The sequence below is a fragment of the Nonomuraea sp. NPDC003560 genome, assembly GCF_042878785.1.
Classification (GTDB): domain Bacteria; phylum Actinomycetota; class Actinomycetes; order Streptosporangiales; family Streptosporangiaceae; genus Nonomuraea.
In genome coordinates this window covers 267675-292662 of record NZ_JBIAOF010000009.1, presented here as the reverse complement: position 1 = coordinate 292662, position 24988 = coordinate 267675, and the positions used below count along the sequence as shown (strand labels likewise).

Annotated in this window: 24 protein-coding genes; 8 read left to right on the top strand and 16 right to left on the bottom strand. The window is 73.0% G+C overall.

What is annotated here, in order from left to right:
- Positions 1 to 44: 44 nt before the first annotated feature.
- The 4 genes from ACFYUV_RS32580 to ACFYUV_RS32565 form a co-directional block, all read right to left on the bottom strand.
- On the bottom strand, positions 45 to 476 hold the full coding sequence (locus ACFYUV_RS32580) for an HIT family protein (RefSeq protein ID WP_387675129.1): 432 nt from the start codon (positions 474 to 476) through the stop codon (positions 45 to 47).
- Between the two features lie 57 nt (positions 477 to 533).
- Complete coding sequence (locus tag ACFYUV_RS32575; RefSeq protein ID WP_387675126.1) at positions 534 to 1439, bottom strand: RNA polymerase sigma-70 factor; 906 nt, start codon at positions 1437 to 1439, stop codon at positions 534 to 536.
- A 108-nt stretch (positions 1440 to 1547) separates the two neighbouring features.
- A complete protein-coding gene (locus tag ACFYUV_RS32570) occupies positions 1548 to 2147 on the bottom strand; it encodes an SRPBCC family protein (RefSeq protein ID WP_387675124.1) in 600 nt (199 codons plus the stop codon).
- Between the two features lie 53 nt (positions 2148 to 2200).
- Positions 2201 to 2341, bottom strand: coding sequence for a hypothetical protein (locus ACFYUV_RS32565; protein ID WP_387675121.1), 141 nt, complete (start codon positions 2339 to 2341; stop codon positions 2201 to 2203).
- Positions 2342 to 2488: 147 nt separating this feature from the next.
- Here ACFYUV_RS32565 and ACFYUV_RS32560 point away from each other — a divergent pair, with 147 nt between their 5' ends.
- On the top strand, positions 2489 to 3145 hold the full coding sequence (locus ACFYUV_RS32560; RefSeq protein ID WP_387675118.1) for a TetR/AcrR family transcriptional regulator: 657 nt from the start codon (positions 2489 to 2491) through the stop codon (positions 3143 to 3145).
- A 78-nt stretch (positions 3146 to 3223) separates the two neighbouring features.
- Here the strand turns inward: ACFYUV_RS32560 and ACFYUV_RS32555 are convergent, their stop codons facing one another.
- Together ACFYUV_RS32555 and ACFYUV_RS32550 are read right to left on the bottom strand one after the other, a co-directional pair.
- Positions 3224 to 3832: a dihydrofolate reductase family protein gene (locus ACFYUV_RS32555; RefSeq protein ID WP_387675116.1), complete on the bottom strand. Its 609-nt coding sequence runs from the start codon at positions 3830 to 3832 to the stop codon at positions 3224 to 3226.
- A 61-nt stretch (positions 3833 to 3893) separates the two neighbouring features.
- Positions 3894 to 4466 carry a TetR/AcrR family transcriptional regulator gene (locus ACFYUV_RS32550; protein ID WP_387675115.1) on the bottom strand — a complete coding sequence of 191 codons (573 nt, stop codon included), beginning with the start codon at positions 4464 to 4466 and terminating at the stop codon, positions 3894 to 3896.
- 161 nt (positions 4467 to 4627) lie between these two features.
- On the opposite strand from ACFYUV_RS32550, the gene ACFYUV_RS32545 reads away from it, so the two are divergent.
- Positions 4628 to 5569, top strand: coding sequence for an alpha/beta hydrolase family protein (locus ACFYUV_RS32545; RefSeq protein WP_387675113.1), 942 nt, complete (start codon positions 4628 to 4630; stop codon positions 5567 to 5569).
- Here the strand turns inward: ACFYUV_RS32545 and ACFYUV_RS32540 are convergent.
- Genes ACFYUV_RS32540 through ACFYUV_RS32525 form a run of 4 tightly spaced genes read right to left on the bottom strand, consistent with a single transcriptional unit; the run spans position 5548 to position 8794 of the window.
- On the bottom strand, positions 5548 to 6447 hold the full coding sequence (locus ACFYUV_RS32540) for a GNAT family N-acetyltransferase (RefSeq protein WP_387675111.1): 900 nt from the start codon (positions 6445 to 6447) through the stop codon (positions 5548 to 5550). The genes ACFYUV_RS32545 and ACFYUV_RS32540 overlap by 22 nt on opposite strands.
- Positions 6448 to 6457: 10 nt before the next feature.
- Positions 6458 to 7102 carry a response regulator transcription factor gene (locus tag ACFYUV_RS32535; protein WP_358286771.1) on the bottom strand — a complete coding sequence of 215 codons (645 nt, stop codon included), beginning with the start codon at positions 7100 to 7102 and terminating at the stop codon, positions 6458 to 6460.
- Positions 7093 to 8193, bottom strand: a complete 1101-nt coding sequence (locus ACFYUV_RS32530) for a sensor histidine kinase (protein WP_387675108.1) — start codon at positions 8191 to 8193, stop codon at positions 7093 to 7095. Before ACFYUV_RS32530 ends, ACFYUV_RS32535 begins: the two co-directional genes overlap by 10 nt.
- On the bottom strand, positions 8177 to 8794 hold the full coding sequence (locus tag ACFYUV_RS32525; RefSeq protein WP_387675105.1) for a DedA family protein: 618 nt from the start codon (positions 8792 to 8794) through the stop codon (positions 8177 to 8179). Before ACFYUV_RS32525 ends, ACFYUV_RS32530 begins: the two co-directional genes overlap by 17 nt.
- A gap of 101 nt (positions 8795 to 8895) precedes the next feature.
- Here ACFYUV_RS32525 and ACFYUV_RS32520 point away from each other — a divergent pair, with 101 nt between their 5' ends.
- Both ACFYUV_RS32520 and ACFYUV_RS32515 read left to right on the top strand, forming a co-directional pair.
- Positions 8896 to 11619 carry a DEAD/DEAH box helicase gene (locus ACFYUV_RS32520; protein WP_387675102.1) on the top strand — a complete coding sequence of 908 codons (2724 nt, stop codon included), beginning with the start codon at positions 8896 to 8898 and terminating at the stop codon, positions 11617 to 11619.
- Positions 11616 to 12776 (top strand): SWIM zinc finger family protein, encoded by a 1161-nt coding sequence (locus ACFYUV_RS32515; RefSeq protein WP_387675099.1) that lies wholly within the window; start codon positions 11616 to 11618, stop codon positions 12774 to 12776. Before ACFYUV_RS32520 ends, ACFYUV_RS32515 begins: the two co-directional genes overlap by 4 nt.
- Before the next feature lie 22 nt (positions 12777 to 12798).
- Here the strand turns inward: ACFYUV_RS32515 and ACFYUV_RS32510 are convergent, their stop codons facing one another.
- Positions 12799 to 14271 (bottom strand): pyridoxal phosphate-dependent decarboxylase family protein, encoded by a 1473-nt coding sequence (locus tag ACFYUV_RS32510; RefSeq protein ID WP_387675097.1) that lies wholly within the window; start codon positions 14269 to 14271, stop codon positions 12799 to 12801.
- A gap of 106 nt (positions 14272 to 14377) precedes the next feature.
- On the opposite strand from ACFYUV_RS32510, the gene ACFYUV_RS32505 reads away from it, so the two are divergent.
- Positions 14378 to 14884 (top strand): RICIN domain-containing protein, encoded by a 507-nt coding sequence (locus ACFYUV_RS32505; protein ID WP_387675094.1) that lies wholly within the window; start codon positions 14378 to 14380, stop codon positions 14882 to 14884.
- Positions 14885 to 14905: 21 nt separating this feature from the next.
- Here ACFYUV_RS32505 and ACFYUV_RS32500 read toward each other — a convergent pair whose 3' ends face one another.
- Positions 14906 to 15475, bottom strand: a complete 570-nt coding sequence (locus ACFYUV_RS32500; RefSeq protein WP_387675091.1) for a TetR/AcrR family transcriptional regulator — start codon at positions 15473 to 15475, stop codon at positions 14906 to 14908.
- 69 nt (positions 15476 to 15544) lie between these two features.
- Here ACFYUV_RS32500 and ACFYUV_RS32495 point away from each other — a divergent pair, with 69 nt between their 5' ends.
- Complete coding sequence (locus ACFYUV_RS32495) at positions 15545 to 16042, top strand: FBP domain-containing protein (protein WP_387675087.1); 498 nt, start codon at positions 15545 to 15547, stop codon at positions 16040 to 16042.
- An 8-nt stretch (positions 16043 to 16050) separates the two neighbouring features.
- Here the strand turns inward: ACFYUV_RS32495 and ACFYUV_RS32490 are convergent, their stop codons facing one another.
- Complete coding sequence (locus ACFYUV_RS32490; RefSeq protein ID WP_387675084.1) at positions 16051 to 16998, bottom strand: GNAT family N-acetyltransferase; 948 nt, start codon at positions 16996 to 16998, stop codon at positions 16051 to 16053.
- A gap of 44 nt (positions 16999 to 17042) precedes the next feature.
- On the opposite strand from ACFYUV_RS32490, the gene ACFYUV_RS32485 reads away from it, so the two are divergent.
- Positions 17043 to 17639, top strand: a complete 597-nt coding sequence (locus ACFYUV_RS32485) for a TetR/AcrR family transcriptional regulator (RefSeq protein WP_387675081.1) — start codon at positions 17043 to 17045, stop codon at positions 17637 to 17639.
- A gap of 15 nt (positions 17640 to 17654) precedes the next feature.
- Here the strand turns inward: ACFYUV_RS32485 and ACFYUV_RS32480 are convergent, their stop codons facing one another.
- Both ACFYUV_RS32480 and ACFYUV_RS32475 read right to left on the bottom strand, forming a co-directional pair.
- Complete coding sequence (locus ACFYUV_RS32480; protein WP_387675078.1) at positions 17655 to 18368, bottom strand: hypothetical protein; 714 nt, start codon at positions 18366 to 18368, stop codon at positions 17655 to 17657.
- Between the two features lie 84 nt (positions 18369 to 18452).
- Positions 18453 to 21194, bottom strand: coding sequence for a toll/interleukin-1 receptor domain-containing protein (locus ACFYUV_RS32475; RefSeq protein WP_387675075.1), 2742 nt, complete (start codon positions 21192 to 21194; stop codon positions 18453 to 18455).
- A 152-nt stretch (positions 21195 to 21346) separates the two neighbouring features.
- On the opposite strand from ACFYUV_RS32475, the gene ACFYUV_RS32470 reads away from it, so the two are divergent.
- The gene (locus ACFYUV_RS32470; RefSeq protein ID WP_387675072.1) at positions 21347 to 24217 is read left to right on the top strand and encodes a hypothetical protein; all 2871 of its coding nucleotides are present in this window, start codon (positions 21347 to 21349) and stop codon (positions 24215 to 24217) included.
- A gap of 124 nt (positions 24218 to 24341) precedes the next feature.
- Here ACFYUV_RS32470 and ACFYUV_RS32465 read toward each other — a convergent pair whose 3' ends face one another.
- A complete protein-coding gene (locus ACFYUV_RS32465; protein WP_387675069.1) occupies positions 24342 to 24980 on the bottom strand; it encodes an NAD(P)-dependent oxidoreductase in 639 nt (212 codons plus the stop codon).
- Positions 24981 to 24988 lie beyond the last annotated feature (8 nt).

The following is a 24988-nucleotide window of genomic DNA, read 5'->3' as shown; positions in this document are numbered from 1 at the left end:
CGCGGCCAGCCCCAGGTCAGCGGGCCAACGGGGCGGCGGGCGGGTCAGCGCGGCAGAGCGGCACGGATCAGCGCCGCGTCCTGGTCGAGCCGGGCGCGCGAGCGGCTGCGCCACTCGGCGCCGACCACCACGCCGTCGCCCGCGAAGCGCGGCACCACGTGCAGGTGGAGGTGGAAGACCTCCTGACCGGCGGCCTCGCCGTCGGCCAGCGACAGCCGCACCCCCTCGCAACGCAGCCCCGAGGCCCGCAGCGCGGCCGCCACCCGCCGGGCCGCCCGCCGGGCCGCCCGCCAGATCGGCCCGCCGACCGCGTCACCGGCCTCGGCCAGGCCGGCGACGTGCGCGCGCGGGATCACCAGGACGTGACCGGGCGTGGCCGGATGGAGGTCGAGGATCGCCAGGACGTCGTCGTCGCCGTAGACCACGCTGGCCACGGCCCGCCCGGCGACGATCTCGCAGAACACACACGCTTCCATACCGGGCATGATCGGCGACGACAGACGGCTGCCGCACCCGGATTTCCCCGCGGCCCGTCAGCGGCTCACGACGGTCTCATGCCCGATCCGCGACAACTTGCCGGGGTTGCGCACGGCGTACAGGCCGCTGATGAGGCCGCCGTCCAGGCGGATCGCCACGACGCTGTCGATCTCGCCGTCGAGGTCGACGAGCAGCGCCGGATGGCCGTTGACGTGGGCCGGGCGCAGACGGGCCGTCCCGGCGAGCCTGGACAGCACCCCGGCCACCGTGGCCGCACCCTCGATCGGCGCCAGCGCCGCCCGCACCACGCCACCGCCGTCGGTGAGCAGGACGACGTCAGGAGCCAGCAGGTCGAGCAGACGCTGCAGGTCGCCGGTCTCGATCGCGCTCTGGAAGGCCGCCAGCGCCTGACGCGCCTGCTCGGCCGACACGCTCGCCCGGGGACGGCGTGCGGCCACATGCCCCCGGGCGCGGTGGGCGATCTGCCGCACCGTCGCCGGGGTCTTGCCGACGGCCTCGCCGATCTCGTCGTACTCCAGGCCGAACACCTCGCGCAGCACGAACACCGCGCGCTCGGTGGGATGGAGCGTCTCCAGCACCAGCAGCATCGCCATCGAGACGCTCTCGGCCAGCTCGACGTCCTCGGCCACGTCCGGCGAGGTCAGCAGCGGCTCGGGCAGCCACGGCCCGACGTAGGACTCCTTGCGCCGGCGCATCGTGCGCAGCCGCGTCAGCGCCTTCCTGGTGACCATGCGGACCAGGAAGGCGCGCCGGTCACGCACGGACTCCAGCTCGACCGACGCCCACCGCAGCCAGGTCTCCTGCAGGATGTCCTCGGCGTCGGCGGCCGAGCCCAGCATCTCGTAGGCGACGGTGAACAGCAGGTTGCGATGCTCGACGAACGTCCGGGTCGCGCTGTCGGCCTGGTCCGCCTGGTCCGCCGGTTCGACGCTGGTGTCCATCTCGTGCTCCCGCCTGTCGGTTCTCGACCTTGCCACACGCACCAGACGCCGGTCGCCGCCGCCGCGTGACATCCGGGGACAGTGGCGCCCGTCACATCGCGCGGGCGGTCAGCGGGACTCCGCGGCGGCCTTCAGGTCGCGCAGCCATGCCTCCAGCCCCGCGCCGAGGAGCTTGGTGGCGGTGGCCACGTCGGCCTCGACCTGGCCGCCGGTCCAGGTCTCCTCGGTGTGCACGCGCACACCGCCCTTGACCTCGGTGAACGTCCACAGGTGCACGCCCCGGTCGATGCGCACGCCCGTGCCGACCGCCGGGCCGCTCCACAGCAGGCAGGCCTCGCGCTTGACGTGCCGGAGGGTGGAGGTGATGTGCATGGTGGTGGCCGGGGTGGTGGCGGTGGCCGGAGCGGGCGTGGTCCACCGCCACGACGAGCCGGGACGCAGCGGGCCGTGGTCCAGGCGCTTGCTGGACAGGACGGGCTGCTGCCAGTCGGGCCACTGCTCCACCCGCGTCTGCAGGCCGAAGATCCTGCTCAGCGGAGCCTTGATGACGATGTCGGCCCGGTAACGGATGCGGGCGGCGGCGTCGACCCCCTCCCCCCGGCACTGGGCCGCCCCGGCGGCGGCGTGGGCGGCCGGGACGTTGCCCGCCAGGACGCCGGCCACGGCGAGCGGGATCAGGATCGAGGCGACGCGGACGTTGCTGAACATGGTGTTCCTCTCGTTGAGGGATCGAAGAAAGGGCGGCCAGGCCGGGGATGCCGTCAGCGCCGTCCGGCCCGCACGATGGCCGCGACGAGCACGGCGCAGGCGGCCACGATCAGCACGGCGAAGGCGGGGTGCGCGACGCTCACCGCCACCGGCGTACTCCGGCCGGGACGGGTGGACGGCTGGTACGTGGTCATGACGTTCCCTTCACCTGGACGGATGCGAACGGCTAGAAGCTCATGCGTTCGTTAGAAGTTATAACCGCACAGAGAAAGGAGTGTCAACAACGTTCGTGATAGCCTCTAACTAAATCTCTTGGGTGTAGCGGCGGAAGGCGGCACGGCATGGCGGACACCGGCACGGCGACCCCGCGCGAGCGCTACCGCGCCCAGATCCGTGCCGAGATCAAGGAACACGCCTGGCAGCAGATCGCCACGACGGGGGCCTCCGCGCTGTCCCTCAACGCGATCGCCAAGCAGATGGGCATGAGCGGCCCCGCGCTCTACCGCTACTACGCCAACCGTGACGAGCTGATCACCGAACTCATCCGCGACGCCTACCGCAGCCTCGCCGACACCCTCCGCTCAACCGCCGAGAAGGCCGCCGAAGGGGGCGGGCTGGCCGGGCTGGCTCACGCCGTACGCGGCTGGGCCTTGCGCGACCCCCAGCGCTACCTGCTCATCTACGGCACCCCCGTCCCCGGCTACCACGCCCCCGACGACATCACCGCCATCTCATCCCAGATCATGACCCTCCTGCTCGACGCCGCCTCGGCCGCCCCGCCCCGGCACCCCGAAACCCAGCTCGACCACCACCTGGCCGCCCACCGCGACTGGGCCGGCGACCACCCCGCGCCGCCCGCCGTCCTGCACCGGGCCCTCAGCTTCTGGACCCGGATCCACGGCGTGCTGTCCCTGGAACTGGCCGGCCACTTCGCCGGCATGGGCTTCGACCCCGCCTTGCTCTTCGCAGCCGAACTGGACGACCTGCTGACCCCCTGACCCGCTGACCCCGCGCGCACGACAGGCCCGGCCCGCCGCAGAAGGCGAGGCCGGGCCTGTGGCAACAGGCGGAGCGCGTTACCGGACGTCCTGGGGCAGGTGGGTCTTGGCGTCATCGTAGGAGCCCTCACCGGCCGCCCCGGCCGGCCGGTAGACCAGGTACAGCACGCCCGTGGCGAACGTCTGCGAGCTGACCAGCTCCAGCGGGATCGAGCTGTCGCCCTCGTCGAACAGCCGCTCGCCCTTGCGCACCGCGATCGGGTGCACCAGCAGGTGCAGCTCGTCCAGCAGCCCGGCGGCCAGGAGCTGCCGCACCACCGAGACCGAGCCGCTGATCGCGATCGGGCCGCCCGGCTCGGCCTTCAGCGCCGTCACGCCCTTGACCAGGTCGCCCTGCAGCAGCTCGGAGTTGCGCCAGGTGAACTCCAGCGGCTGGCGGGAGACCACGATCTTGCGCGCGTCGCCGATCGTCCTGGCGAAGTCGGCGTCCTCGCCGCCGGCCGCCTCGCGCTCGGGCCACGCCCCGGCGAAGCTGTCGTACGTCTCGCGCCCCAGCAGCAGCGTGTCGGCCATCTGCGCCGTCACCGCCGCGCCCATCTCGTCGTTGAAGTACGGGAAGTGCCAGTCCGCCGGGTCCTGGACGACGCCGTCGAGCGAGATGAACAGGTTCGCGCTGATCTTCCTCATGATGGTTCTCCATGCGTCTCGGGATGTGCCTGAAGTCTCGCCGGACCGGCTTACGGATCTCTTAAGGTCTTCCTTCCCGGCCGAGCCCGGCGACCAGGAGCCCGACCAGGCGGCGGGCGTCGTAGCGGGGATCGGCCTCGGCCCCGATGCACAGGTTGCCCACGCCGCGCATGAGCCCGAAGGCGTCCAGATCGCCGCGGATCTCGCCGGCGGCCGCCGCGGCCTCCAGCAGCTGGGCGCACACCGGCACCAGGCGGTCCAGGAAGTAGGCGTGCAGCGCCTGGAAACCGGTGTTGTCCGGCTGCAGCACCGCGGCCAGCCCGTGCTTGGTGACCAGGAAGTCGACGAACAGCCCGATCCACTCCCGCAACGCCGCGTACGGGCTCGGGCCGGCGGCCAGCAGGGCCGGACCGGCCTGCGCGCAGGACTCCACCTGGTGGCGGTAGACGGCGATGACGAGGTCGGCCCGCGTGGGGAAATGGCGGTAGATCGTGGCGGTGCCGACGCCGGCCTCGGCCGCGATGTCGCGGATCGGCGCCTCCACGCCCGAGGCGACGAACACCGCGGCGGCCGCGCGCAGCAGGTTCTCCTCGTTGCGCCGCGCGTCGGCCCGTTTCGGCCGCGACTCCTCCACGCCGGTCCTCCCAGGGTCGGATTGCTAAACGGGACACGGTCCCGTATCGTCGAAAACGGGACACGGTCCCGCTTCCACATCATGCCAGAGCGAAGGCCCGACGGCCAAGCCCTGCCCTCTCCCACGCCCACCTGCGGCAACTCCACCCGGAAGGCATCACCATGCCCGCATCGCCCACCGCCCCCGTCGTGTCGGTCCGGCCGGTCGTCCTGCCCGCCCCCGGACGGGGCCAGGATCTCCAGGTCCGCGTCTCGGCCCCCGCCACCGGCGACCACCTGCCCGTCGTCGTCCTGTCCCACGGCCACGGCTGGTCCATGGACGGCTACGCCCCCCTCGCCGACTGCTGGGCCGCCCACGGCTTCGCCGTCCTGCAACCCACCCACCTCGACTCCCGCACGCTCGCCCTCCCCGCCGACGACCCCCGCACCCCCCACATCTGGCGCATCAGGGTCGAAGACCTCAAGCGCGTCATCGACGGCCTCGACGTCCTGGAGAAAGCCCTGCCCGGCCTGGCCGGACGCCTGGACCACGGCCGCGTCGCCGTCGCCGGCCACTCCTGGGGAGCCCACAGCGCAAGCATGCTCCTCGGCGCCCGCATCCTGGACGCCCACGGCCACCCGGAGGAGGACCTGTCCGACCCGCGCGTCACGGCCGGCGTGCTGCTCGCCCTGCCCGGCACCGGCGGCCGGGACCTGTCACCGTTCGCCGCCGAGCACTTCCCCTTCATGAACCCCGCCTTCGAGTTCATGACCACCCCGGCCCTGCTGGTCGCCGGCGACAAGGACGACTCACCCCTGTCGACGCGCGGACCCGACTGGTTCACCGACGGCTACCGCCACAGCCCCGGCGACAAGAGCCTGCTGACGCTGTTCGGCGCCGAGCACACCCTCGGCGGCGTCGCCGGACACCACGTCGCCGAGACCACCGACGAGAGCCCCGAACGCCTGGCCCTGCTGCAGCGGCTCACCACCGCCTACCTGCGCACCGCCCTGCACCCCGGCGACCCCGCCTGGCCCGCCGCCCGCGCCGCCCTGGAAGCGGCCCCCCACCCCCTGGGCCGGATCGACGGCAAGCAGGCCGATCAGCCGGCCGGACGGCGGTAGCCGTAGGTCTCGTGCCGGCGGACGAAACCCAGCGAACGGTACAGCTCGCGGGCGGCCACGTTGTCGGCGTCGTGGTTCACCGTCACCGCCGTCATGCCCGCCGCCCGCATGCGGCGCATCGCGTGCAGCATCGCCGCCCGCGCCAGGCCCCGCCGCTGGAACGCCGGATGCGTGCCGACCGGCTCGAAGTGACCGGTCGCGTTGCGCCCGTCGAGCCAGCCGACCGCGAAGGCCGCGATCCGGCCGTCCGGCGCCTGGACCACGATCTCGTCGGCCGGGTCGTAGCCGGGCCGCTCCATCACCGCCGAACGGTAGAGCGGCCCGGTCCAGTCGTCGCCGAACGCCGCGTTACGCGCCTCGGCCAGGCCCGGCGCGTCCTGCGGCACGGCGTGCCGCACCTCGAACCCGGCCGGCGCGCCCGGCTCGGGCAGCGGGCCGCGCAGGTCGCGCTCGTTGACGTGGTCCCACACCCGGAACCGCGCGAATCCGGCCCGCCCCAGCAGCCCGATCCGGGCGGCGTCGCAGTCGAGGACGTCGGTCAGCACGTACCGCTCGCCCGGGTCCATCCGGCGCGCGGTGGCGGCGGCCGCCTGCTCCAGCATGTCCAGCTCCGCCGGCCCGCCGCGCAGCCGGGGCGCGGCGAAGACGTCGAAGGCGCAGCCGAACCGCAGCAGGATCGCGATCCCGGCCAGGCCGCCGGCGTCCTCCCACAACCGGACCAGCTCGGCGGCCGGACGGCGGTCGCGCAGGTTGTCATAGACCCGGTGCGGCAGCTCACCGGCGTGGTCGTAGCCGCACCGCCCGGCCTCGGCGATCCACCCCGACAGGACCTGCCGCAGCCGCGGCAGGTCCTCGTGCCGGAAGACGCGCGGACGCACGAAGACCCCTTCAGGACTTCAGGAAGTGCAGGACGGCCAGCACCCGGCGGCTGTACCCGCTGGCGTGCGACAGGCCCAGCTTGTCGAACAGCGAGTTGACGTGCTTCTCCACCGCGCTCTGCGACACGTGCAGCTGCCCGGCGATCGAGGCGTTGGTCATGCCCTGGGCCATGCGCTCCAGCACCTCCCGCTCGCGCGCGGTCAGCCGGGCCAGCGGATCGACCTGCGTGGTACGGGCCAGCAACTGCCGCACCACCTCCGGGTCGAAGGCCGCCCCGCCCGCCGCCACCCGCTCCAGCGCGTCCAGGAAGTCGCCGACCTGCGCCACGCGGTCCTTCAGCAGATAGCCCACGCCCTCGACGTCGGCGCTCATGAGCTCGGTGGCGTACCGCTTCTCCACGTACTGCGACAACACCAGCACCTTGACCTGCGGCCAGCGCCGCCGGATCTCCAGCGCCGCCCGCAGCCCCTCGTCGGTGTGGGTCGGCGGCATGCGCACGTCCACCACCACGACGTCGGGGGCGTGCTCGGCCACCGCCGCCACCAGGGCCTCGCCGTCGCTCACGGCGGCCGGCACCTCGTGGCCCTCCTCGCCCAGCAGGCGGACCAGACCCTCGCGCAGCAGCGTGGAGTCCTCGGCCAGGATCACCCGCACGGCAGCCCCGCCGCCACCGTCGTCGGGCCGCCGGGCGGGCTGACCACCTCGAAAGCGCCGTCCAGCGCCGCCACCCGCCGGGCCAGCCCCGACAGGCCGCCTCCCGAGGCGCGCGCGCCGCCCGTGCCGTCGTCGCTCACCCGTACGAGCACCCTGTCGTCCTCCTGTCTGACCTCGACCGTCACCATCGTGGCGGCCGCGTGCTTGGCGGCGTTGGTCACCGCCTCGCTCACCACGAAGTACGCCGCCGTCTCCACCGCCATCGGCGGCCGGCTCGGCAGGTCGCACACCACCTTGACCGGCACGCCCGCGCGTTCGGCCACCCCGGCCAGCGCCTCGCCCAGCCCGAGGGAGTCCAGCCCGCTCGGGTAGACCCGCCAGGCCACCTCGCGCAGCTCGGCCAGCGCCTGCTGGGCCTGCTCGTGCGCCTGCTCCAGCAGCTCCGGACGCCCCCGCCGGGACCGCCCGATGAGCATCGACAGCGCCACCAGGCGCTGCTGCAGCCCGTCGTGCAGGTCACGCTCGATCCGGCGGCGCTCGGAGTCGACCGCGGCCACGATCCCGGCCCGGCTCTCGGCCAGCTCGGCGATCCGGCGCTCCAGCGCCTCGGTACGGTCGGGCCCCAGCAGCCGCCCGGCCAGCCGCCGCTCCAGCGCGTGCACCCCCACCAGCCCCGACACGGCGATGAACAGCAACACGCAGCCGCCCACCAGGAAGTACAGCACCAGCGGCGGCGTCGGCGTCATCCCGTCGTACGGCTCGCCGCGGGCCCAGGCCCCCAGCAGCAGGATCCCGGCGCGCGCGCCGAGGACCAGCAGCGCCACCACCAGCCCGCCCAGCACCCCGGCCGGGATCCTGGCGGCCAGATAGCGCGCCGGCCGGGTGTCCCAACCGGACAACGCGTCCAGCGCGGCGGTGTCCAGGCGCAGGCGGCGCGCCTCGAACCCGGCCAGCCCCGCCGCCAGCGCCCGCACCCGCGGCCGCCCCAGGAAGGGCAGCGTGAGCAGCAGGAACAGCGCGCCGGCGAGGGCGGTCAGCCCTCCCAGGACCACCGCGCCCAGCACCCTCAGCCCCTCAGCGGCGGTTCGCATGCCTTCCCTTACGCCGTTCCGTCAGCCGTACCGCGACGAAGACCGCGATCGCCAGCGCCACCAGGCCGATCACCACGTAGGTGCCGATCCCCACGTACGCCTCGACCAGCGACCAGTTCTCGCCGAGAAAGTATCCCGCAACCACGAAGATGGTGTTCCAGATGGCGCTGCCGGCCGTCGTGAGCAGGGTGAACGTCACCAGCGGCATGCGCTCCACCCCCGCCGGCACGGAGATCAGGCTGCGGAAGATGGGGATCATCCGGCCGAAGAACACGGTCTTGCGGCCGTGCCGCAGGAACCACGCCTCGGTCTTCTCGATGTCGGTCACCTTGACCAGGGGCAGCTTGGCGGCGATGGCCAGCGTGCGCTCGCGGCCGAGCAGCGCGCCCACCCCGTACAGGGCCAGCGCGCCGACCACCGAGCCGAGCGTCGTGCACACCAGCACGTCGAGCAGGTCCAGCTCGCCCCTGCTGGCGGTGAAGCCGGACAGGGGCAGGATCACCTCGCTGGGCAGCGGCGGGAACAGGTTCTCCAGCATGATCGCCAGCCCGGCCCCGAAGGCGCCGAGGTTCTCCATCAACGCAATCAACCAATCCGTCATGTCCCCCAGGCTACGAATGATCCGTTATGGCGGTAATGAGGCGGACGGCCGATGTGCTCTGTGGTAAACCACACCCCGATGTACCGTACACTGTACGGCCTATGAGTGCTCTTCCGGATCTGGCGCGACACCCAGCGATCTTCCGTCCCGGCGATCCCCCCAGGTCCGGCCACCTGGTCTTCCTCGACGACCAGGGCGACGGCACGGCCACCGTGATCGAACCGGACGACGACGGACAACCTCGCGCGCGCGAGCGCGCCGTCACCGAGATCCCCGTCGCCGACGCCGTCGCCGTGCTGGCCAGGGCCCGCGCCGACGCCGCCGCCCACCCGGCCACCCGCTTCTGGGGCGCCGTCGCGCTGGTCGCCCTCCAACTCGTCACCCGCGGCCGCATCCTGCCCGCCGTCTCACCCGACGGCCACGACTCCTGGCGCGCCGGCCCCCTCGACGCCGCCGACGCCCGCCGCGTGCGCGAGCTGGCCGCGGCCATGCCCGCCGCCGCCCGCGCCATCCCCGTGGGCGACCTGCTGCTGCCCGACGCCGAGCCTCTGGTGCGCGCCTTCCTCGACGCCGTGGCCGACGCCATGCCGCGCTCGCCCGGAGCCGTACGCGCCACCGGCACCACCGCCTTCGCCGCCGTCAAGCCCGTCAAGGTGCCCCACCTGCGGCCCTGGGCCGAGGAGGTCTCGGCGGGGCTCGACTCCGGCGTGCGGCTCTCGCTCCGGCTGGAGGCCGACGACCTGGCCCAGGCCGAGTTCCGGGCCGTCGTCCAGGTGCACGGCCTGGCCGACCCCTCGCTCGTCGTGGACGCCGCCGACCTGTGGCAGGGCCGCGACCCCGGGTTCGGCCTGCGCGCCAGGATCGAGGTCACCCTCGCCCTGCGCCGCGCCGCCCGCTCCTGGCCCCGCCTGGAACGGCTGCTGGAGCACGCCGTGCCCGACGAGCTCGCCCTCACCGACGGCGACGTGGCGGACCTGCTGACCGGCGTGGCCGACCGGCTGGCCGCCGCCGGCGTCGAGGTCCACTGGCCGCGCTCCCTGGTCCGCGGCCTCAGCGCCCAGGCCGTCGTCGGCGAACGCGACAGCGCGCCCTCCGACCTGCCCTCCTTCCTCGGCGGCCACCACCTGACCAGCTTCAACTGGCGGCTCGCGCTCGGCGGCGCCCCGCTGACCGCCGCCGAGATGGACCTGCTGGCCGAGTCCCACCGGCCCGTCGTACGGCTGCGCGACCAATGGGTGCTCATCGACCCCGCGCTGGCCCGCAAGGCCCGCCAGCGCGACCTCAAGCCCCTGACCGGCCTGCAGGCGCTCGGCGCGGCCCTGACCGGCACGGTCGAGATCGACGGCGGGGACGAACCCGAACAGATCACCGTCGAACCCACCGCCTGGCTCGCCGACCTGCGCGACCGGCTCACCGACCCCGAACCCGTGCCGGCGCCGCCCGGCCTGGCCGCCACCCTGCGCGACTACCAGCTCCAGGGGCTGCGCTGGCTGGCCAGGATGACCTCGCTCGGCCTCGGCGGCTGCCTGGCCGACGACATGGGCCTGGGCAAGACCATCACCCTGATCGCGCTCCACCTGCACCGCGCCGGCACCGGCCCCACCCTCGTGGTCTGCCCCGCCTCGCTGCTGGGCAACTGGGAACGCGAGATCACCAAGTTCGCGCCCGGCGTCCCGGTCCGCCGCTACCACGGCAACGCCCGCACGCTGGCCGACGACGGTTTCGTGCTCACCACGTACGGCACCATGCGCCTGGACGCGGCCACACTGGGCACCCACCCCTGGGGGCTGCTGGTCGCCGACGAGGCCCAGCACGTCAAGAACCCCGCCTCCAGCACCGCCAAGGCGCTGCGCGAGATCCCCGCCGGCGCCCGCGTCGCCCTCACCGGCACCCCCGTGGAGAACAACCTGTCCGAACTGTGGGCCATCCTCGACTGGACCACCCCCGGACTGCTCGGCCCCCTGACCCGCTTCAGGGCCCGCTGGGCCAAACCGGTCGAGTCCGGCGACGCCGACACCGCCGCCCGGCTGGCCCGGCTCGTCGGGCCGTTCCTGCTGCGCCGCCGCAAGAGCGACCCCGGCATCGCCCCCGAACTGCCGCCCAAGACCGAGACCGACCGGCCCGTCCCCCTCACCACCGAACAGGCCGCCCTGTACGAGGCCGTCGTCCGCGAGAGCATGACCCAGATCGAGAACGCCAAGGGCATGGCCCGGCGCGGCCTGATCGTCAAACTGCTGACCGGGCTCAAACAGATCTGCAACCACCCGGCCCACTACCTGCACGAATCGTCCCCCCGCCTGACCGGCCGCTCGGGCAAGCTGGAACTGCTCGACGAACTCGTCGACACGATCGTCGCCGAGGACGGCGCCGTGCTGGTGTTCACCCAGTACGTCGCCATGGCCAGGCTCCTGGAACGCCACCTGTCCGGCCGCGGCGTCGCCAACCAGCTGCTGCACGGCGGCACCCCGGTCGCCCGACGCGAGGAGATGGTCGCCCGCTTCCAGGACGGCCACGTCCCCGTCTTCCTGCTCTCCCTCAAGGCCGCCGGCACCGGCCTGAACCTCACCCGCGCCGACCACGTCATCCACTACGACCGCTGGTGGAACCCCGCCGTGGAGGACCAGGCCACCGACCGCGCCTACCGCATCGGCCAGACCAGGCCCGTCCAGGTGCACCGGCTCATCGCCGAAGGCACGATCGAGGACCGCATCGCCGCCATGCTCGGCGCCAAGCGCTCGCTCGCCGACGCCGTCCTGGCCTCAGGCGAGGCCGCCTTCACCGAGCTGACCGACGCCGAACTCGCCGCACTCGTGGAGCTCAGATGACCGCCGTACGCGGATTCGCCGCCTTCCCCCCGCAACGCGCCGGCGCCCGCTTCGCCACCACCTGGTGGGGCCAGGCGTGGATCAAGGCCCTGGAGGACACCTCGCTCGACCAGACCCTGCTGCGCAAGGGCCGCGCCTACGCCAAGACCGGCCAGGTCGGGCCGATCACCGTCAGCCCCGGCCGGCTGGCCGCCGTCACCGAGCACGAGTACGACACCGTCGTCCGCGTCGAGCAGCTCACCGACGCCGCCTGGGAACGTTTCCTCGACCAGGTCGCCGCCAAGGCCGGGCACATCGCCGCCCTGCTCGACCGCGACGTCCCGCACGACCTGGTCGAGGCCGCCGAGGACGCCGCCGTGCCGCTGCTGCCCACCGTCGGCGACCTGGAGCCCGAATGCTCCTGCCCCGACTGGGGACACCCCTGCAAGCACGCCGCCGCCCTGTGCTACCAGGCGTCCTGGCTGCTGGACGGCGACCCGTTCGTCCTGCTGCTGCTGCGCGGACGCGGCGAACAGGAGCTGATCGAGGCCCTGCAGAACCGCGACCTGCCCCTCCCGCCCCCCGCCCGCGCGCCCGGCGGCGCGACCACCGAGCCGGACGCCTGCGGCGGGGTGCCCGCCGCGCAGGCGTTCGCGCTCGGCGAGCCGCCGCTGCCCGAACCGCCCCCGCGGGAGACCGCCTTCACCCCCCTCGCCCTCGACCCCGCACCCGGCGTGGACGTGGCCGCCCTGGCCGTGCTGGCCGCCTCCGCCGCCGCCCGCGCCCGCCAGATCCTGCTGCACGGCCACCTGGAACCGCTGACCGAGTACCAGGACCGCGTCCGCCTGGCCGCCGAGCACGACCTCGACCGCGGCCTGGACCTGGGCCTGGACGCCGCCGTCCAGGCCTGGCGGTACGGCGGCGCCCCCGGGCTCGACGTGCTCGAAACCCCCTGGACCCCGGCCCGCCAGGACCTGGCCAGGGCCCAGGCGCTGCTGGAGTCCGGCTGGGACGGCGACCCGCCGCCCCAGCTGGAGAGCTGGCGCAACCGCTGGACCCTCGGCCCCCGCCAGGTCCGCTACGGCCGCGACGGCCGCTGGTACCCCTTCACCGAGCACGACGGCCACTGGTGGCCCGCCGGCCCGCCGGAACGCGACCCGTCCACCCTGCTCACCTGACCCCGGCAGGCGGGAGGCGAGGTCAGAGGCCGGACTCCTCGGCCTCGCCCGCCGCGGCGACCACGGCCAGCAGCCGGTCCAGGTCGCCCGGCCTGGCGTGCGGGTTGAGCAGCGTGAGCTTGAGCCGGACCCGGCCCGGGCCCGTCCCCGGCAGCTCGGTCCGGCCCACCACCGCCCGGCCCTCCCGCAGCAGCCTGCGCCGCAGCCCCGCGTTCACCTCGTCCGAGCGCGCCGGATCGGCCGGCACGTACCGGAACAGGAACGCGGTCAATACCGGGTCGGCGTGCAGCTCCAGCCGCCCATGGGCGCGCACCGCCGCCGCGCCGTGCCGGGCCAGGTCGTGGCAGGCGTCCACCAGGCGGCCCAGCCCCGACCGGCCCAGCGTGCGCAGCGTCACCAGGATCTTGAACGCGTCGGCCCGGCGCGTGGTGCGCAGCGACAAACCCAGCAGGCTCGGGTAACCGGCCTCCTCGTCGTCGGCCGGGTTGAGATAGGCCGCCCGCCGGGCCAGCGAGGCGTACGTCTCGGCCCGGCGCACCAGGAACACCCCGGCCGCGGCCGGCTGCCAGCCCAGCTTGTGCCAGTCCAGCGACACCGAGTCGGCCAGCGCGAGACCGTCCAGGAGCGGGGCCAGCCGGTCCGACAGCAGCGCGCCACCGCCGTAGGCGGCATCGACGTGCAGCCAGGCGCCGTGCTCGGCGGCCAGCGACGCGCACGCGCGCAACGGGTCGATCGCCCCGGTGTCCGTGGTGCCCGCCGTGGCCACCACCGCCACCGGCGGCTCACCGCGCCCGGCGCTCGCCCGCAGCGCCCCGGCCAGCGCTCCGGCCTCCATCCGCAGCTCCCGGTCGACCGGGACGGCGACGACCGCGTCCTCACCCAGCCCGAGCAGCGCCGCGGCCCGCCTGGTGGAGAAGTGCGCGGCCTCGGAGGCGAAGATCCGCAGCCGCGGTCCCCCGACCGGCAGGCCCGACAGCTCGGCCCGGACGCCCGCCGACCGGCCCACCGCCAGATCCCTGGCCAGCATCAGCCCCATCAGGTTGGACTCGGTGCCGCCCGAGGTCAGCACGCCGGCCGCGGCCGCCCCGAACCCCACCAGCCGGGCCAGCTCGGCCAGCAGCGCCGTCTCCAGCACGGTCGCGGCCGGCGCCTGGTCCCAGGAGTCCAGCGACGGGTTGAGCGCCGAGACCGCCAGATCGGCCGCCACCGCCACCGCCAGCGGCGGACAGTGCAGGTGCGCCGCGCAGAACGGATCGGCCGGATCAGCGCTCCCGTAGGCCAGCAGCTCGGTCAGCGCCCCCAGCCGCTCGCCCTCCGGCGCGAACGCCCGCGCCACTTCGGCGGCCAGCTCCTGGGGCGTGCGGGCGGGCAGCGGGCCGCCGCGCCGCCGCGCGCCCTCGGCCAGGGCGGCCAGCACCTCACGCAGCAGCGGCTCCAGCGCGGCCGCCCCGCCCACGCCACCGGACAGGGCCCAGCCCTTCGTCGCATCGCTCATCCGGCCACTGTGCGGCACCGGCGCCGCCGCGGCCAGCGGACACCGCGATGGAACGCCATGGAACGCCCCTGAGGACAGGCACCCCGTCGACCACAAGGAGACCCGCATGCGACACCCGCTCCGGATCATGTCCGCCCTGGGCGCGGCGCTGGCCCTCGGCCTCGTCCCCGCCGCCGCACAAGCCGCCACCCCGGTCCACGTCAAGGAGGCCGAGCAGGGCAGATGCCTCGACATCCGGACCGAGGACGACATCTTCGTCCCCGGCGCCCGGCTGCAGCGCTTCACCTGCCATGACGTCAACGAGCAGCGGTGGGAGATCGTCCCGCTGGCGAGCGACTCGTTCCTGCTGCGCAACCCGCTGACCCGGCTCTGTGTGGCGGCCGACTCGGCCGGTTTCGGCGCGCAGGTGGTGGAACGGGCCTGCGGCGACGCCGACCCCGCCGTCCGCTGGTTCACGCTGGGCGGGGTGCCGTTCGTCAAGGGGGCGGGGTTCAACCAGATCCGCTCGTCCCTGGCGCAGGGAAGCTGCCTGGACACCCTGGACACCTTCGTCAAGATCTTCCCCTGCTCGCCGGGGCTGACCAACAAGGCCCAACTGTGGGCCGCGGTCTGACCACGTGGTCAGACCGCGGGCTCAGGCCGGCGGCCAGTTCCTGAGCACCGCGTCCAGGGCGTCCAGGGCCCTGGACCAGGAGGCGTCCACCTCGCGGGGATGGCGGCGGAACCCGCCGGCCATCTCCAGGGTCACGTAACCGTGCAGCGTGCTGCTCAGCATGCGCAGCGCGTCGGTCTGGTCGGGCTCGGCCAGGTCGTAGCCGCGCAGGACGGCCCGCGTCAGCTCCGCGTGCCGGCGGCCCGCGCTGACGTCCAGCGACTCGGAGTCCAGCTCCAGCTGGGTGGCGGCGTACCGGCCCGGATGCTCCTTGGCGTAGGCGCGGTAGGCCGCGGCGAAGGGCACCAGCGCCTCCTTGCCCGAGCGGCCGGCCAGCGCGGCGGCGGCCCGGTCGGCCATCTCGCCCAGAGCCAGCTCGGCCACCCTGACCCGCAGCTCCTGGATGTCCTTGACGTGCGCGTACAGGGCCGCGGGCTTGACGCCGAAGCCGCGGGCGAGCGCGGAGACGGTCACGTTCTGGAAGCCGACCTCGTCGGCCAGGTCCGCGGCCGCCCTGGTCAGGCGGTCGACGGTCACTCCCGCGCGGGCCACGGCAGCACCCTTTCTTACAGGCTTTAAGTATTTGCATACTACCGTTAAGAAAAGCTAGCCTCCACACTCATGAGACCCCTGACCGAACACGACATCCGCACGTCGTTCATCAACTGCTCCAAAGGCGAGGCCAAACGCGCCGGCCTGCCCCGGGATCTGGCCGACCTGCCCTGGGACGACCTCGACTTCCTCGGCTGGCGGGATCCCGGCGCCCCCGAGCGCGCCTACCTGGTGGCCGAGGCCGACGGCTCCCTGGTCGGCGTGGCCCTGCGGGTCACCTCCGGCTCCTCGCGCTCCTTCACCGCGCGCAGCATGTGCTCCTTCTGCCTGACCACGCACACCGGCGGCGGCGTCGCCCTGATGACCGCCCGCCGCACCGGCGAGCCCGGCCGCCAGGGCAACACCGTCGGGCAGTACCTGTGCGCCGACCTGGCCTGCCCCCTCTACGTGCGCGGCAAGAGGGAGGCCGCGGGCGCCGGCGTCGTGGACGAGTCGCTGACGCCGGCCGAGAAGGTCGCCCGCGCGAACGCCAACGTGCGCGCCTTCCTGGACAAGGTGGCCGCCTGACCAGCCCGCTACTCGTCGTCCCAGGCCATCGAGCTCATCCGCCACCCGGCGGGCGTCCGGACGAACTGGGTGGTCTTGCGGCCCGCGCCCGCGAACCGCACGCCGTCCCGGACGCCGGACTTGCGGTAGTCGCTGAACCGCTGGGCGACCGACCCGAAGATCTCGGTGCGCTCGGCCACCTCCCACTCGCGGAACTCCGTCAGCGTCCCGTCGGTCAGCATGCGCTGCCGGGGCTCGACGAAACCGTCCAGGTCGTGCACCACGGGCTCGGGCCCGGTGTTGTTGACGATCACCGCCTGCGGGACGAACAGCTCCCGGACGGCGCCCACGTCCGGGTGGCGGCCACCGGTGTTGGTGAAGGCGTATAGGAAGGCCGCCATCAACCGGTCGAGCTCGGCCTTGACGCCGGAGGCGGGCGCGTCGCCGGCCAGCAGTGACCAGACCTCGCTGTCGTGCCGTTCGCCCCGGTGCGGGAAACGCCTGCGCAGCACGCCGTCGCGGGTCATGCCGAGCCGGCGCGCGACCTCGATGCTGCGCGTGTTGCCCGGCGAGACCCACCACTCCACGCGCGCCATGCCGCGCTCGGCGAACGCCCAGTCGATCAGCAGCCGGCACGCCCGGGTCACCAGCCCCCGGCCCTCACCGGCCGGCTCCAGCCAGCAGCCGATCTCGCACACCCCCGAGACCGCCTCGAACCGGGTGAACATCACGCCACCGACCAGCGTGCCGGCCAGCCAGATCCCGTAGATGCGGGCGCCGTCGGCGGCCTGGTCGTCGGCGTAGCGCTGCAGGACGGCCGTCGCCGAGGCAAGGTCGGTGCTGCGCTCGGCCCACGGGATCCACGGGTCCACCGAAGGGCGGGCCCGGTCGATGTGGTCGAGGAACTCCTGGGCCCGCCAGGGCTCCAGCGGGCGGAGCTCGGCCTCGTCGCCGAGCGGAAGTGCGAACACGGACACCGTCCCAAGGTACGTAACGAGCGTTCGGTATGTAAGGTAGCAGCATGCCGCCCGCAGCAGGAGACCGTGAAGCCCGCCGTGACGACGTCTCGCGGGCGGTCTGGCAGGTGCTGGCCGACAAGGGGTTCGGCGGGCTGACGCTGCGCGCCGTCGCCGCCGCCATGGGCGTGTCGACCGGCCTGCTCATGCACTACTTCCCCACCAAGCGGGCCCTGGTCGGGCACGCGCTCGACCTGCTGGAGCGGCGCACGGCCGCCCGTCCCCGCCGCGAGCCCCCGGCCCCCGGCCTGGCGGCGCTCAGGGCCGCGCTGCTCGACATCCTGCCGCTGGGCCCGGCCGACGTCGCCCGCAACCGCATCTGGGTCAGCTCCTGGGACCTGGCCCTGGCCGACGACGACCTCGGCGCCGGCCAGGCCGCCCGCTACACCCGGCTGCGCTCGGCGCTGCGCGCCCACCTGGAGACCGCCCGCGACCTCGGCGAACTGCCTCGGCAGGCCGACCCCGAACGGCTGGCGGCCGGTGCGGTGGCCTTCACCCACGGGCTCGTCGTCCAGGCGCTGTTCGACCCGGGCCGCTTCCCCGAGGACGTCCAGGTCGCCCTGCTCGACGACTTCCTCTCCTCGATCGCGGCCCGCCCTTAGCCCGTGGGGTTCAGGTCAGCCGGCGGTCGGAGGGACCTGCGACCCGGCGGGCATCATGCCCGCGATCAGCGTCTGCGGGTCACGGATGCCGGCGAGGTGGCCGAAGCCCTCGGCGTACGCGGAGATGGCGGACTGGAGCAGGCGCAGATGGGCGCGGCACTCCTGGTCGCCGGGCCAGGCCGACTCCGGTTCGCCGGGATGCGCCCGTTCCCAAGCGGTCAGCAGCGGGTGCCACTTGGACAGGAACGGGCGCAGTTCCTTGTTGAGCATCGAGATCGCGAAGTACTCCACGGTCTGCCCGCCTGGCACGGGGGCTGAGGGGCGGCTGGTCTTGAGGGCGTCGCGGGTGGTGGCGAACAGGCCGTACAGAGAGTTCATGGCCTCCCTGACCAGGCCCTCCTCGTCGTCGAGCGACTGGACGGAGACCCGGGTGACGGTCTCGACGAACAGGTGCCAGGCCACCTGGCGGCTCTCGTTGTTCACCAGGAAGGTGAGCTCGCTGAGCTGCGGCACGGTGACCTTCACCTCGGTCAGCCTGGCCGTCCTGGCATAGAACTGGGCCATGATCACGGCGGCCATGCCGGCGACCGCACCGGTGACGACGAAGATCCACCGGCCGCCCGCCTCGGTCATCTCGAAGATCGCCAGGCCCACGACGGCGCCGACGAGCGCCGACGCGAGCAGCCGCACCCACCGCACCTGCATGATCGCGACGACACGTGCCTTCATCCGGGGGGTTCCATTCCTCAGCCGACTGCGACGATCAGACTTTACGTGTGATCCCCCTCCGGCTGTAGGGGGTCGGCCGTGGATTCAGCAGACCTTCTCGAAGGGGGTGCCGGACGGCAGGTAGCGGCCCCACTCCTGCTCGGTGAGCGAGCGACCGGCCGCCGCGCAGAGCGCGGGGAACGGATCCGCCGGGACGTCCACCTTCCACTGCAGGATCGTTCCCTTGCCGTAGGAGCCGGCCAGGGTCCGGCCGTCCGGGCTGAAGGCCAGCGACGAGACAGCGCCTTCGCCGCTCTTGAACGGGTTCCCGATCGGCTTCGTCGTGGCCGCGTCCCAGAGCTGGACGCCCGCGGCGGCGTCGGTGGCCAGGGTTCTGCCGTCCGGGCTGAACTCGACGGTGGAGATGGTGCCCGTGCGGTCCTTGAAGGCGCCCTTGGGGCGGCGGCCTGCCGTGTCCCAGATCCTGACCGTTCCCTGCTCTCCCACGGTGGCCAGGAGCTTGCTGTCCGGGCTCAACGCCAGCCAGGTGACGCTGGAGCCCCCGATCGGGGCGCCGATCGGACGGCGGGTGGCGGTGTCCCAGAGCCTGGCCGTGCCGCCTCCCACGGTGGCCATGATCCTGCCGTCCCGGCTGAAGACGATCCGGTGGAGGACGTCGCTGTGGGCCTTGGTCGGAGCGGTGACCGGACGGCGGGTGGCGGGGTCCCATAACTGGAGGATTCCCTCGCCGGAGGCGATGGCCAGGGTCCTGCCGTCCGGACTGAACGTCAGCACGGAGATGGTGCCGGCCGCGGCCTTGACGGGGGTGCCGATCTGCTGCCGGGTGGCCAGGTCCCACAGGTGGAGACCGCCGTCGTCGTCACCGACGGCCAGCGTCCTGTCGTCCGGGCTGATCGCCACCGGCCATGTGTAGGGGTCCCTGCCGCGGATCGGCGGGCCGAGTCGCCTGCCGGTCAGCCGGTCCCAGACGCGGATGGTTCCGTCAGCTCCGCTGCTGACCAGGATGTCGCCGTTGTTGCTGTACGCCAGCTGCGAGACCTCGTCCTCGTGGCCGATGAGCGGGTCGGTGACCGGCCGCCGGGCGGCGGCGCGCCAGAGCCGGGTGGTCCCGTCCCCGCTGACGGTGGCCAGGGTTCCGCCGTCCGGGCTGAGCGCCACGCCGTGGACGTACCCGCTGTGGCCGGTGAACGCGTCGCCGGCCGGGCGCCGGGTCGCCAGGTTCCACAGCCGGGCGGTCCCGTCCCAGCTGCCGGAGGCCAGGGTCCGGCCGTCCTTGCTGAACGCGAGTCCGGTGACGACGTCGGTGTGACCTGTGAGAGGTCGTCCGACTGGTTTCCCGGTGGCGGGGTTCCACAGCCGGATGTCTCCTTCGTAGCCGCCGGTGGCCAGCGTCCGGCCGTCCGGGCTGAACGCGACGGCTCGGATCTCGTCGGTGTGGCCCTTGAGGGGCTTTCCGACGGGTCTTCCCGTGGCGGGGTTCCACAAGCGGGCGATCCTGTCACGGCCGGCGGTGGCCAGGAGTCTGCCGTCCGGGCTGAAGGCCACCCCGCTGACCTCGCCGGTGTGGCCTTCGAGAGGTCGGCCGACGGGTTTCCCGGTGGCGGGATCCCACAGCCGGGCGGTGTGATCCTGGCCCGCGCTGGCCAGGGTCCGGCCGTCCGGACTGAAGGCCAGGGCCCACACGGCGGACCGATGACCCGTGAGCGGGACCGCTGTCCTGGTGGAGAGGTCCCACAGCCTGATCGTCCCGTCGGAGCCGGCGACGGCGAGGGTCCGGCCGTCCGGACTGAAGGCCAGGGCGAGGCCGCCGTCCTTGATCGGATCCCCGGCAGGCCGGCCGGTCGCCGGATCCCACAGGCGGGTGATGCCGTCCGTGCCGCCGGTGGCCAGGGTCCGGCCGTCCGGGCTGAAGGCCACCGCGCCGCCGTGGTAGGAGCCGCTGTCCAGGATGGCGCGCACCGGGAAGGCCAGGGCGGCCACCATGCCGTAGCGGGCCTCGGGGGTCCTGGCGAAGTGCCAGGCGGTGGCCGACAACAGGCCGGAGACGACCGGATCACTCTCGCCGATCTGGATGCCGCGATCACTGGCCAGGTACGACAGGGCCTGGTCGCGCTCGGCGTCGGCTCTGACGCGTTGGGCCTCGGCGACGTCGGCCGCGTGGACGGCCACGGCGGCCGCGACGACCGCCGCCGTGGTGAGGACGGACAGCCCGGTCCACGAGAGCCGCCGGAAGCGCCGGGCCAGCCGGTGCTGCCGGACGTCGTCGCCGACGAGCTCGTCCTTGGCCCGGCCGTGCAGGGTGGCGGCGAGCGTCGCGACGGCGTCGAGGAAGGCCGGGTTGCTGAGCGAGAGGTCGCTCTGGCTGCGGATCGAGCGCAGGTCCGCCCACAGGGGGACCTCGGTGAACGACGTGAGCAGCGACTCGGGCAGCGCCGTGGTCAGGGTCTGGTCGAAGTGCCCGGCCGCGTGGTCCCAGACGAGGTCGCCGCCGGTGAGCATGAGGAAGACGGGCCGTCCCGGTTCGAGCGAGCGCCAGTGCTCGATCTCCCGCCGCACCCACACCGAACGCGCCGACTCGGGGGAGGCCAGCAGGACGAAACAGCGCGAGGCGTCGAGCGCGGCCTCGATCGTCGTCCACAGTCCCGGGGACGCCGACAGGCTGCGCGTGTCGCAGAAGACCCGCAACGCCCGCAGTTTGTACCAGGGACGGGCGAACTGGTGCAGCCCATCACGCAGAGCGGGGCCGAGCAGCCCGTCGGCGGCCCGGCTGTAGGAGATGAAGGAGTCGTACGGAATCGGCGTCGAAGTCCCGCGGATGCCAGGCACGTTCACGATGATAGAGACGCGCGGCTTGAGTACCCGGTTACTCAAGCGCCTTGTTTCGCGCCTTCGCATACTGAGCGAGATGCACAGTCTGGAGGGGACGCGGAATGAGGAGCATTCGTGCGTTAGCCGCATCGTTACTGGTGCTGGCCTGGTTGGCGTATCTCGGTCCGAGCCCGGCCCAGGCGGCGACCGTGGAGGTCACCGTCAGCCTGTACCGGGTGGTCGAGCTGTCGTGCGACGAGGGCCCGGGCGAGTCCTGCGGCAACGACTACTACCCCAAATTCAAGATCGGGAACGAGGACCTGTACGACGGCGAGGACGATTACTGCTGTGCCCACGGCCCCGACTTCCGGACCAACTGGGTCCACAAGGCCACGGTCGACACCAGCCAGAATCCCGTCGACATCCACCTGGAACTGTGGGACCAGGACGACCTGAGCAAGAACAACGTCATCCACTGGGCCAAGAACGGCGACTACCTGGATCTCAAGTTCGACCTGAACACGTGCGTCTTCACCGGCGGCGGCCTGACCGCCGAGCAGGGCGCCGGCGCCCTGACCCTGTCGGGGGAGAGCGAGACCACCGGCCCCGACTCGGCCCGCGGCTTCTTCACCATCACCACACCCGCCTGCATCACGCTGGCCAGGACCACGGGCGGCGCCGCCGACAGCGACGGCGACGGCATCATGAACGCCTGGGAGACGCCGGGCGTGGGCTACGACGTCAACAACGACAACCACGTCGACCTGGCCCTGGGCGACCCGCCGTACAACGCGCTGCCCTACCGCAAGGACCTGTTCGTCGAAGCGGACTACATGAAGGACAATGAGCCCGACTGGTTCGGGCTCGGCGACGTCGTGGACGCCTTCGCCGCAGCACCGGTCGACCCCTATCACCCCGACCCGGCCCATCCGGCGGCGACCAAGTACCTGGGCGTCACTCTCCACGTGCTGAAGGACGAGGAACTGCCGAAGACGTCCAACATCCGGTTCGAGAGGTCCGATCCGGTACTCGTGGACTTCAACGAGCTGAAGAACGGCGAACCGGCCGGCCCCTGCACGGGACACTTCGGCACCCGCGCCGACCGCAACGACGGGAACTGCGCGAACATCCTGAAGGCCAAACGCGACGTGTACCGCTACATGATCTTCGCCGAGAGCTACCTCGAAGATCCCGACTCCTCCGGCAACTCCGAGTGGTACGCCGTCGGCCCCCAGGGCGGCAACGACTTCATCGTGACGCTCGGCACGTGGAGCGCCCAGGCGATCAACGACGTCGGCGGACTGAGGGTCGCCCAGGCCTCGACCTTCATGCACGAGCTCGGGCACACGCTCAGCCTGGGCCACGGCGGCGACGAGGACGTCAACTGCAAACCCAACTACCTGAGCGTGATGAACTACGCGCTCCAGTTCCCCGACATCAACTTCACCCGGCCCATGGACTACAGCAGCACGGCCACCGGCACCGCGCTCGGCACCACCGAGCCCACCCGGCTCGTGGAGCAGCACCTCGACGAGAACCTCGGCGTGCGCGGGACGCCACACCCCGACCGCTACACCGTGTACGGGATCAAGGGCAAACCCCACGTCGAGCCCGCCAACAGCGGCCCGATCGACTGGAACGGGGAAAAGGGCAACACAGAGGGCGACATCCCCGCCGACATCAACTACATCGAGTCCATCGGCGTCCCGGGCAAGGGATGCAACATCACCGATGACACCCAGACGCTGCACGGCTACGACGACTGGGCCCACCTGCAGTACAACCCCAGGCTCAACGCCGCCGGCTTCAACGACGGGGTGCCGCGCAGCACGCCCGACGAGATGACGGAGGAGATGGTCCTGGCCCTGTCGCAGCAGGCCGACCTGAAGGTCACCAAGTCCGCCGACCAGGCCGAAGCCGACGGCGGGGACACCGTGACCTACACCGTCGACGTCACCGACCTCGGGCCGGGCAGGGCCACCGCCGTCTCGCTCACCGACACGCTGCCCGACGGCACCACCCGGCAACGCCCGGTGCCCGACCTGAACAAGGGCGACGTGCACACCGTCACGCCGAAGTTCACCTACCAGGTGCCGTGCGACACCACCGACGGCACGGTGCTCGCCAACACCGTCACGGTGACCGGGAAGGACACGAACGGCGTGCCCGACCCGTACATCAGCGACAACACCGCGCGCGCCACGACCACGGTGCGCGCCCCGGTGCTGACGGTGAACGAGACGGCGACGGCCACGGTCGACGCCGGTGAGGCGATCACGTACACCATCGCCTACGCGAACACCGGCGGTGGCGGCGCCTCCGACGCCGTCATCACCGGCACGCTGCCCGCAGGCGTCTACTACAGCAAGGCGCTCGACCTGGGCGCCGGGCCGAAGCCGGACTCGGTGACGCTCAACGCCGACGGCACCAGGACGCTGGTCTGGAACGTGGGCGCCCTGCCCGCCAGGTCCGGCGAACGGAACATCGTCTTCACCGCGCGGCCGACACTGCTGGCGACGGCGGGCACGGCGTACGCGAGCGAGGTGTCCGTGACCTACAGGAACAGCGGCGGGGCGTGCACCTTCGACCCGGTCTCGGACTCGGCCACGACCACGGTCACGGCCGTTCCGCCCACCAGGGATCCGCTGTCCAAGGGCTACTGGACGAACCATTCAGGACAGTGGACGGCCGAGTCCCTGGCCCGCATCCAGGCCACCGACCAGCGCTACGACGGCGACCAGAGCGGCGCCCTGTCGGCGGCCGAGATCGACTCCGCCTTCCACGACGCCAACGGGCCCAAGACCGTGCTCCGCGAGCACGCCCTGGGCACGTACTTCAACCTGGCGACCAGGCGCGTCAACGCCGGGACGGCGATCGACTCGGCGACGACCAGGCGGCTGGGCCTGGGCACCGTACGCGCCGCGATGATCTACGCCCAGGAGACGATGGCGCTGCCGATCGACTCCGGCACCTCGGCTCGCTACAGCGACATCATCGGGGTGCTCGACGACGTCAACGCCAACAAGATCGAGGTGTACTGACCCGACCCTGACGGCCACCACGCGCCTCGCGTGGTGGCCGTCCTCCATGAGGTACGGGGCGCCCGTGCGGGACCGAGCCGCGGCCTTCGCCGCCTACCCCGGCATCGACGTCCTGTTGACAGACTCAGGTGGCCACCGAGACGACGTGCCCCGCCGAGGCCGGGTCGGCGGCCAGTTTCAGCATGCAGTCGGCCAGGTCGGCGCGGGTGGTGGAGCGGCCGCCGCGCAGGTTGAGGTCCAGGGCGGTGCGGTAGCGGCCGGTGGGCCCGCCGTCGAGCAGGCGGGAGGGGCGCACGATCGTCCAGTCCAGCCCCGAGGCGCGCAGCAGGCGCTCGGACTCGGCCAGGTCGGTGTAGGAGTTCCTCAGCAGCGGCTGCAGGACGAGGGGCTTGAGCACGTACCGCGTGAACGGGCCGTCGCCGGCGTCGGCGACCATGCCCGCGGCGCTCACCAGCAGCACCCGCCGGGCCGAGACCCGCGCCATCGCCTGGAGGATCGAGCGCATGGCGGTCGTGTGCACGGTCGTCGGGCCGCGCCCGCGCGGGCCGAGCGCGATCAGGACGGCGTCCCCTCCCTTGATCGCCGGGGCGACGGCCCGCGGGTCGGCCAGGTCGGCGGTCACGGTCTCGACGCGGTCGCGCAGCCCGGCCGGCAACCGGGCGGCGTCGCGGACGACGGCGGTGACCTCGTGCCCCAGGTCGAGCGCCTGCCGGACGAGCTCCAGCCCCGTGCGACCGGTCGCGCCGAAGATGACGAGCCTCATGTCGTGCC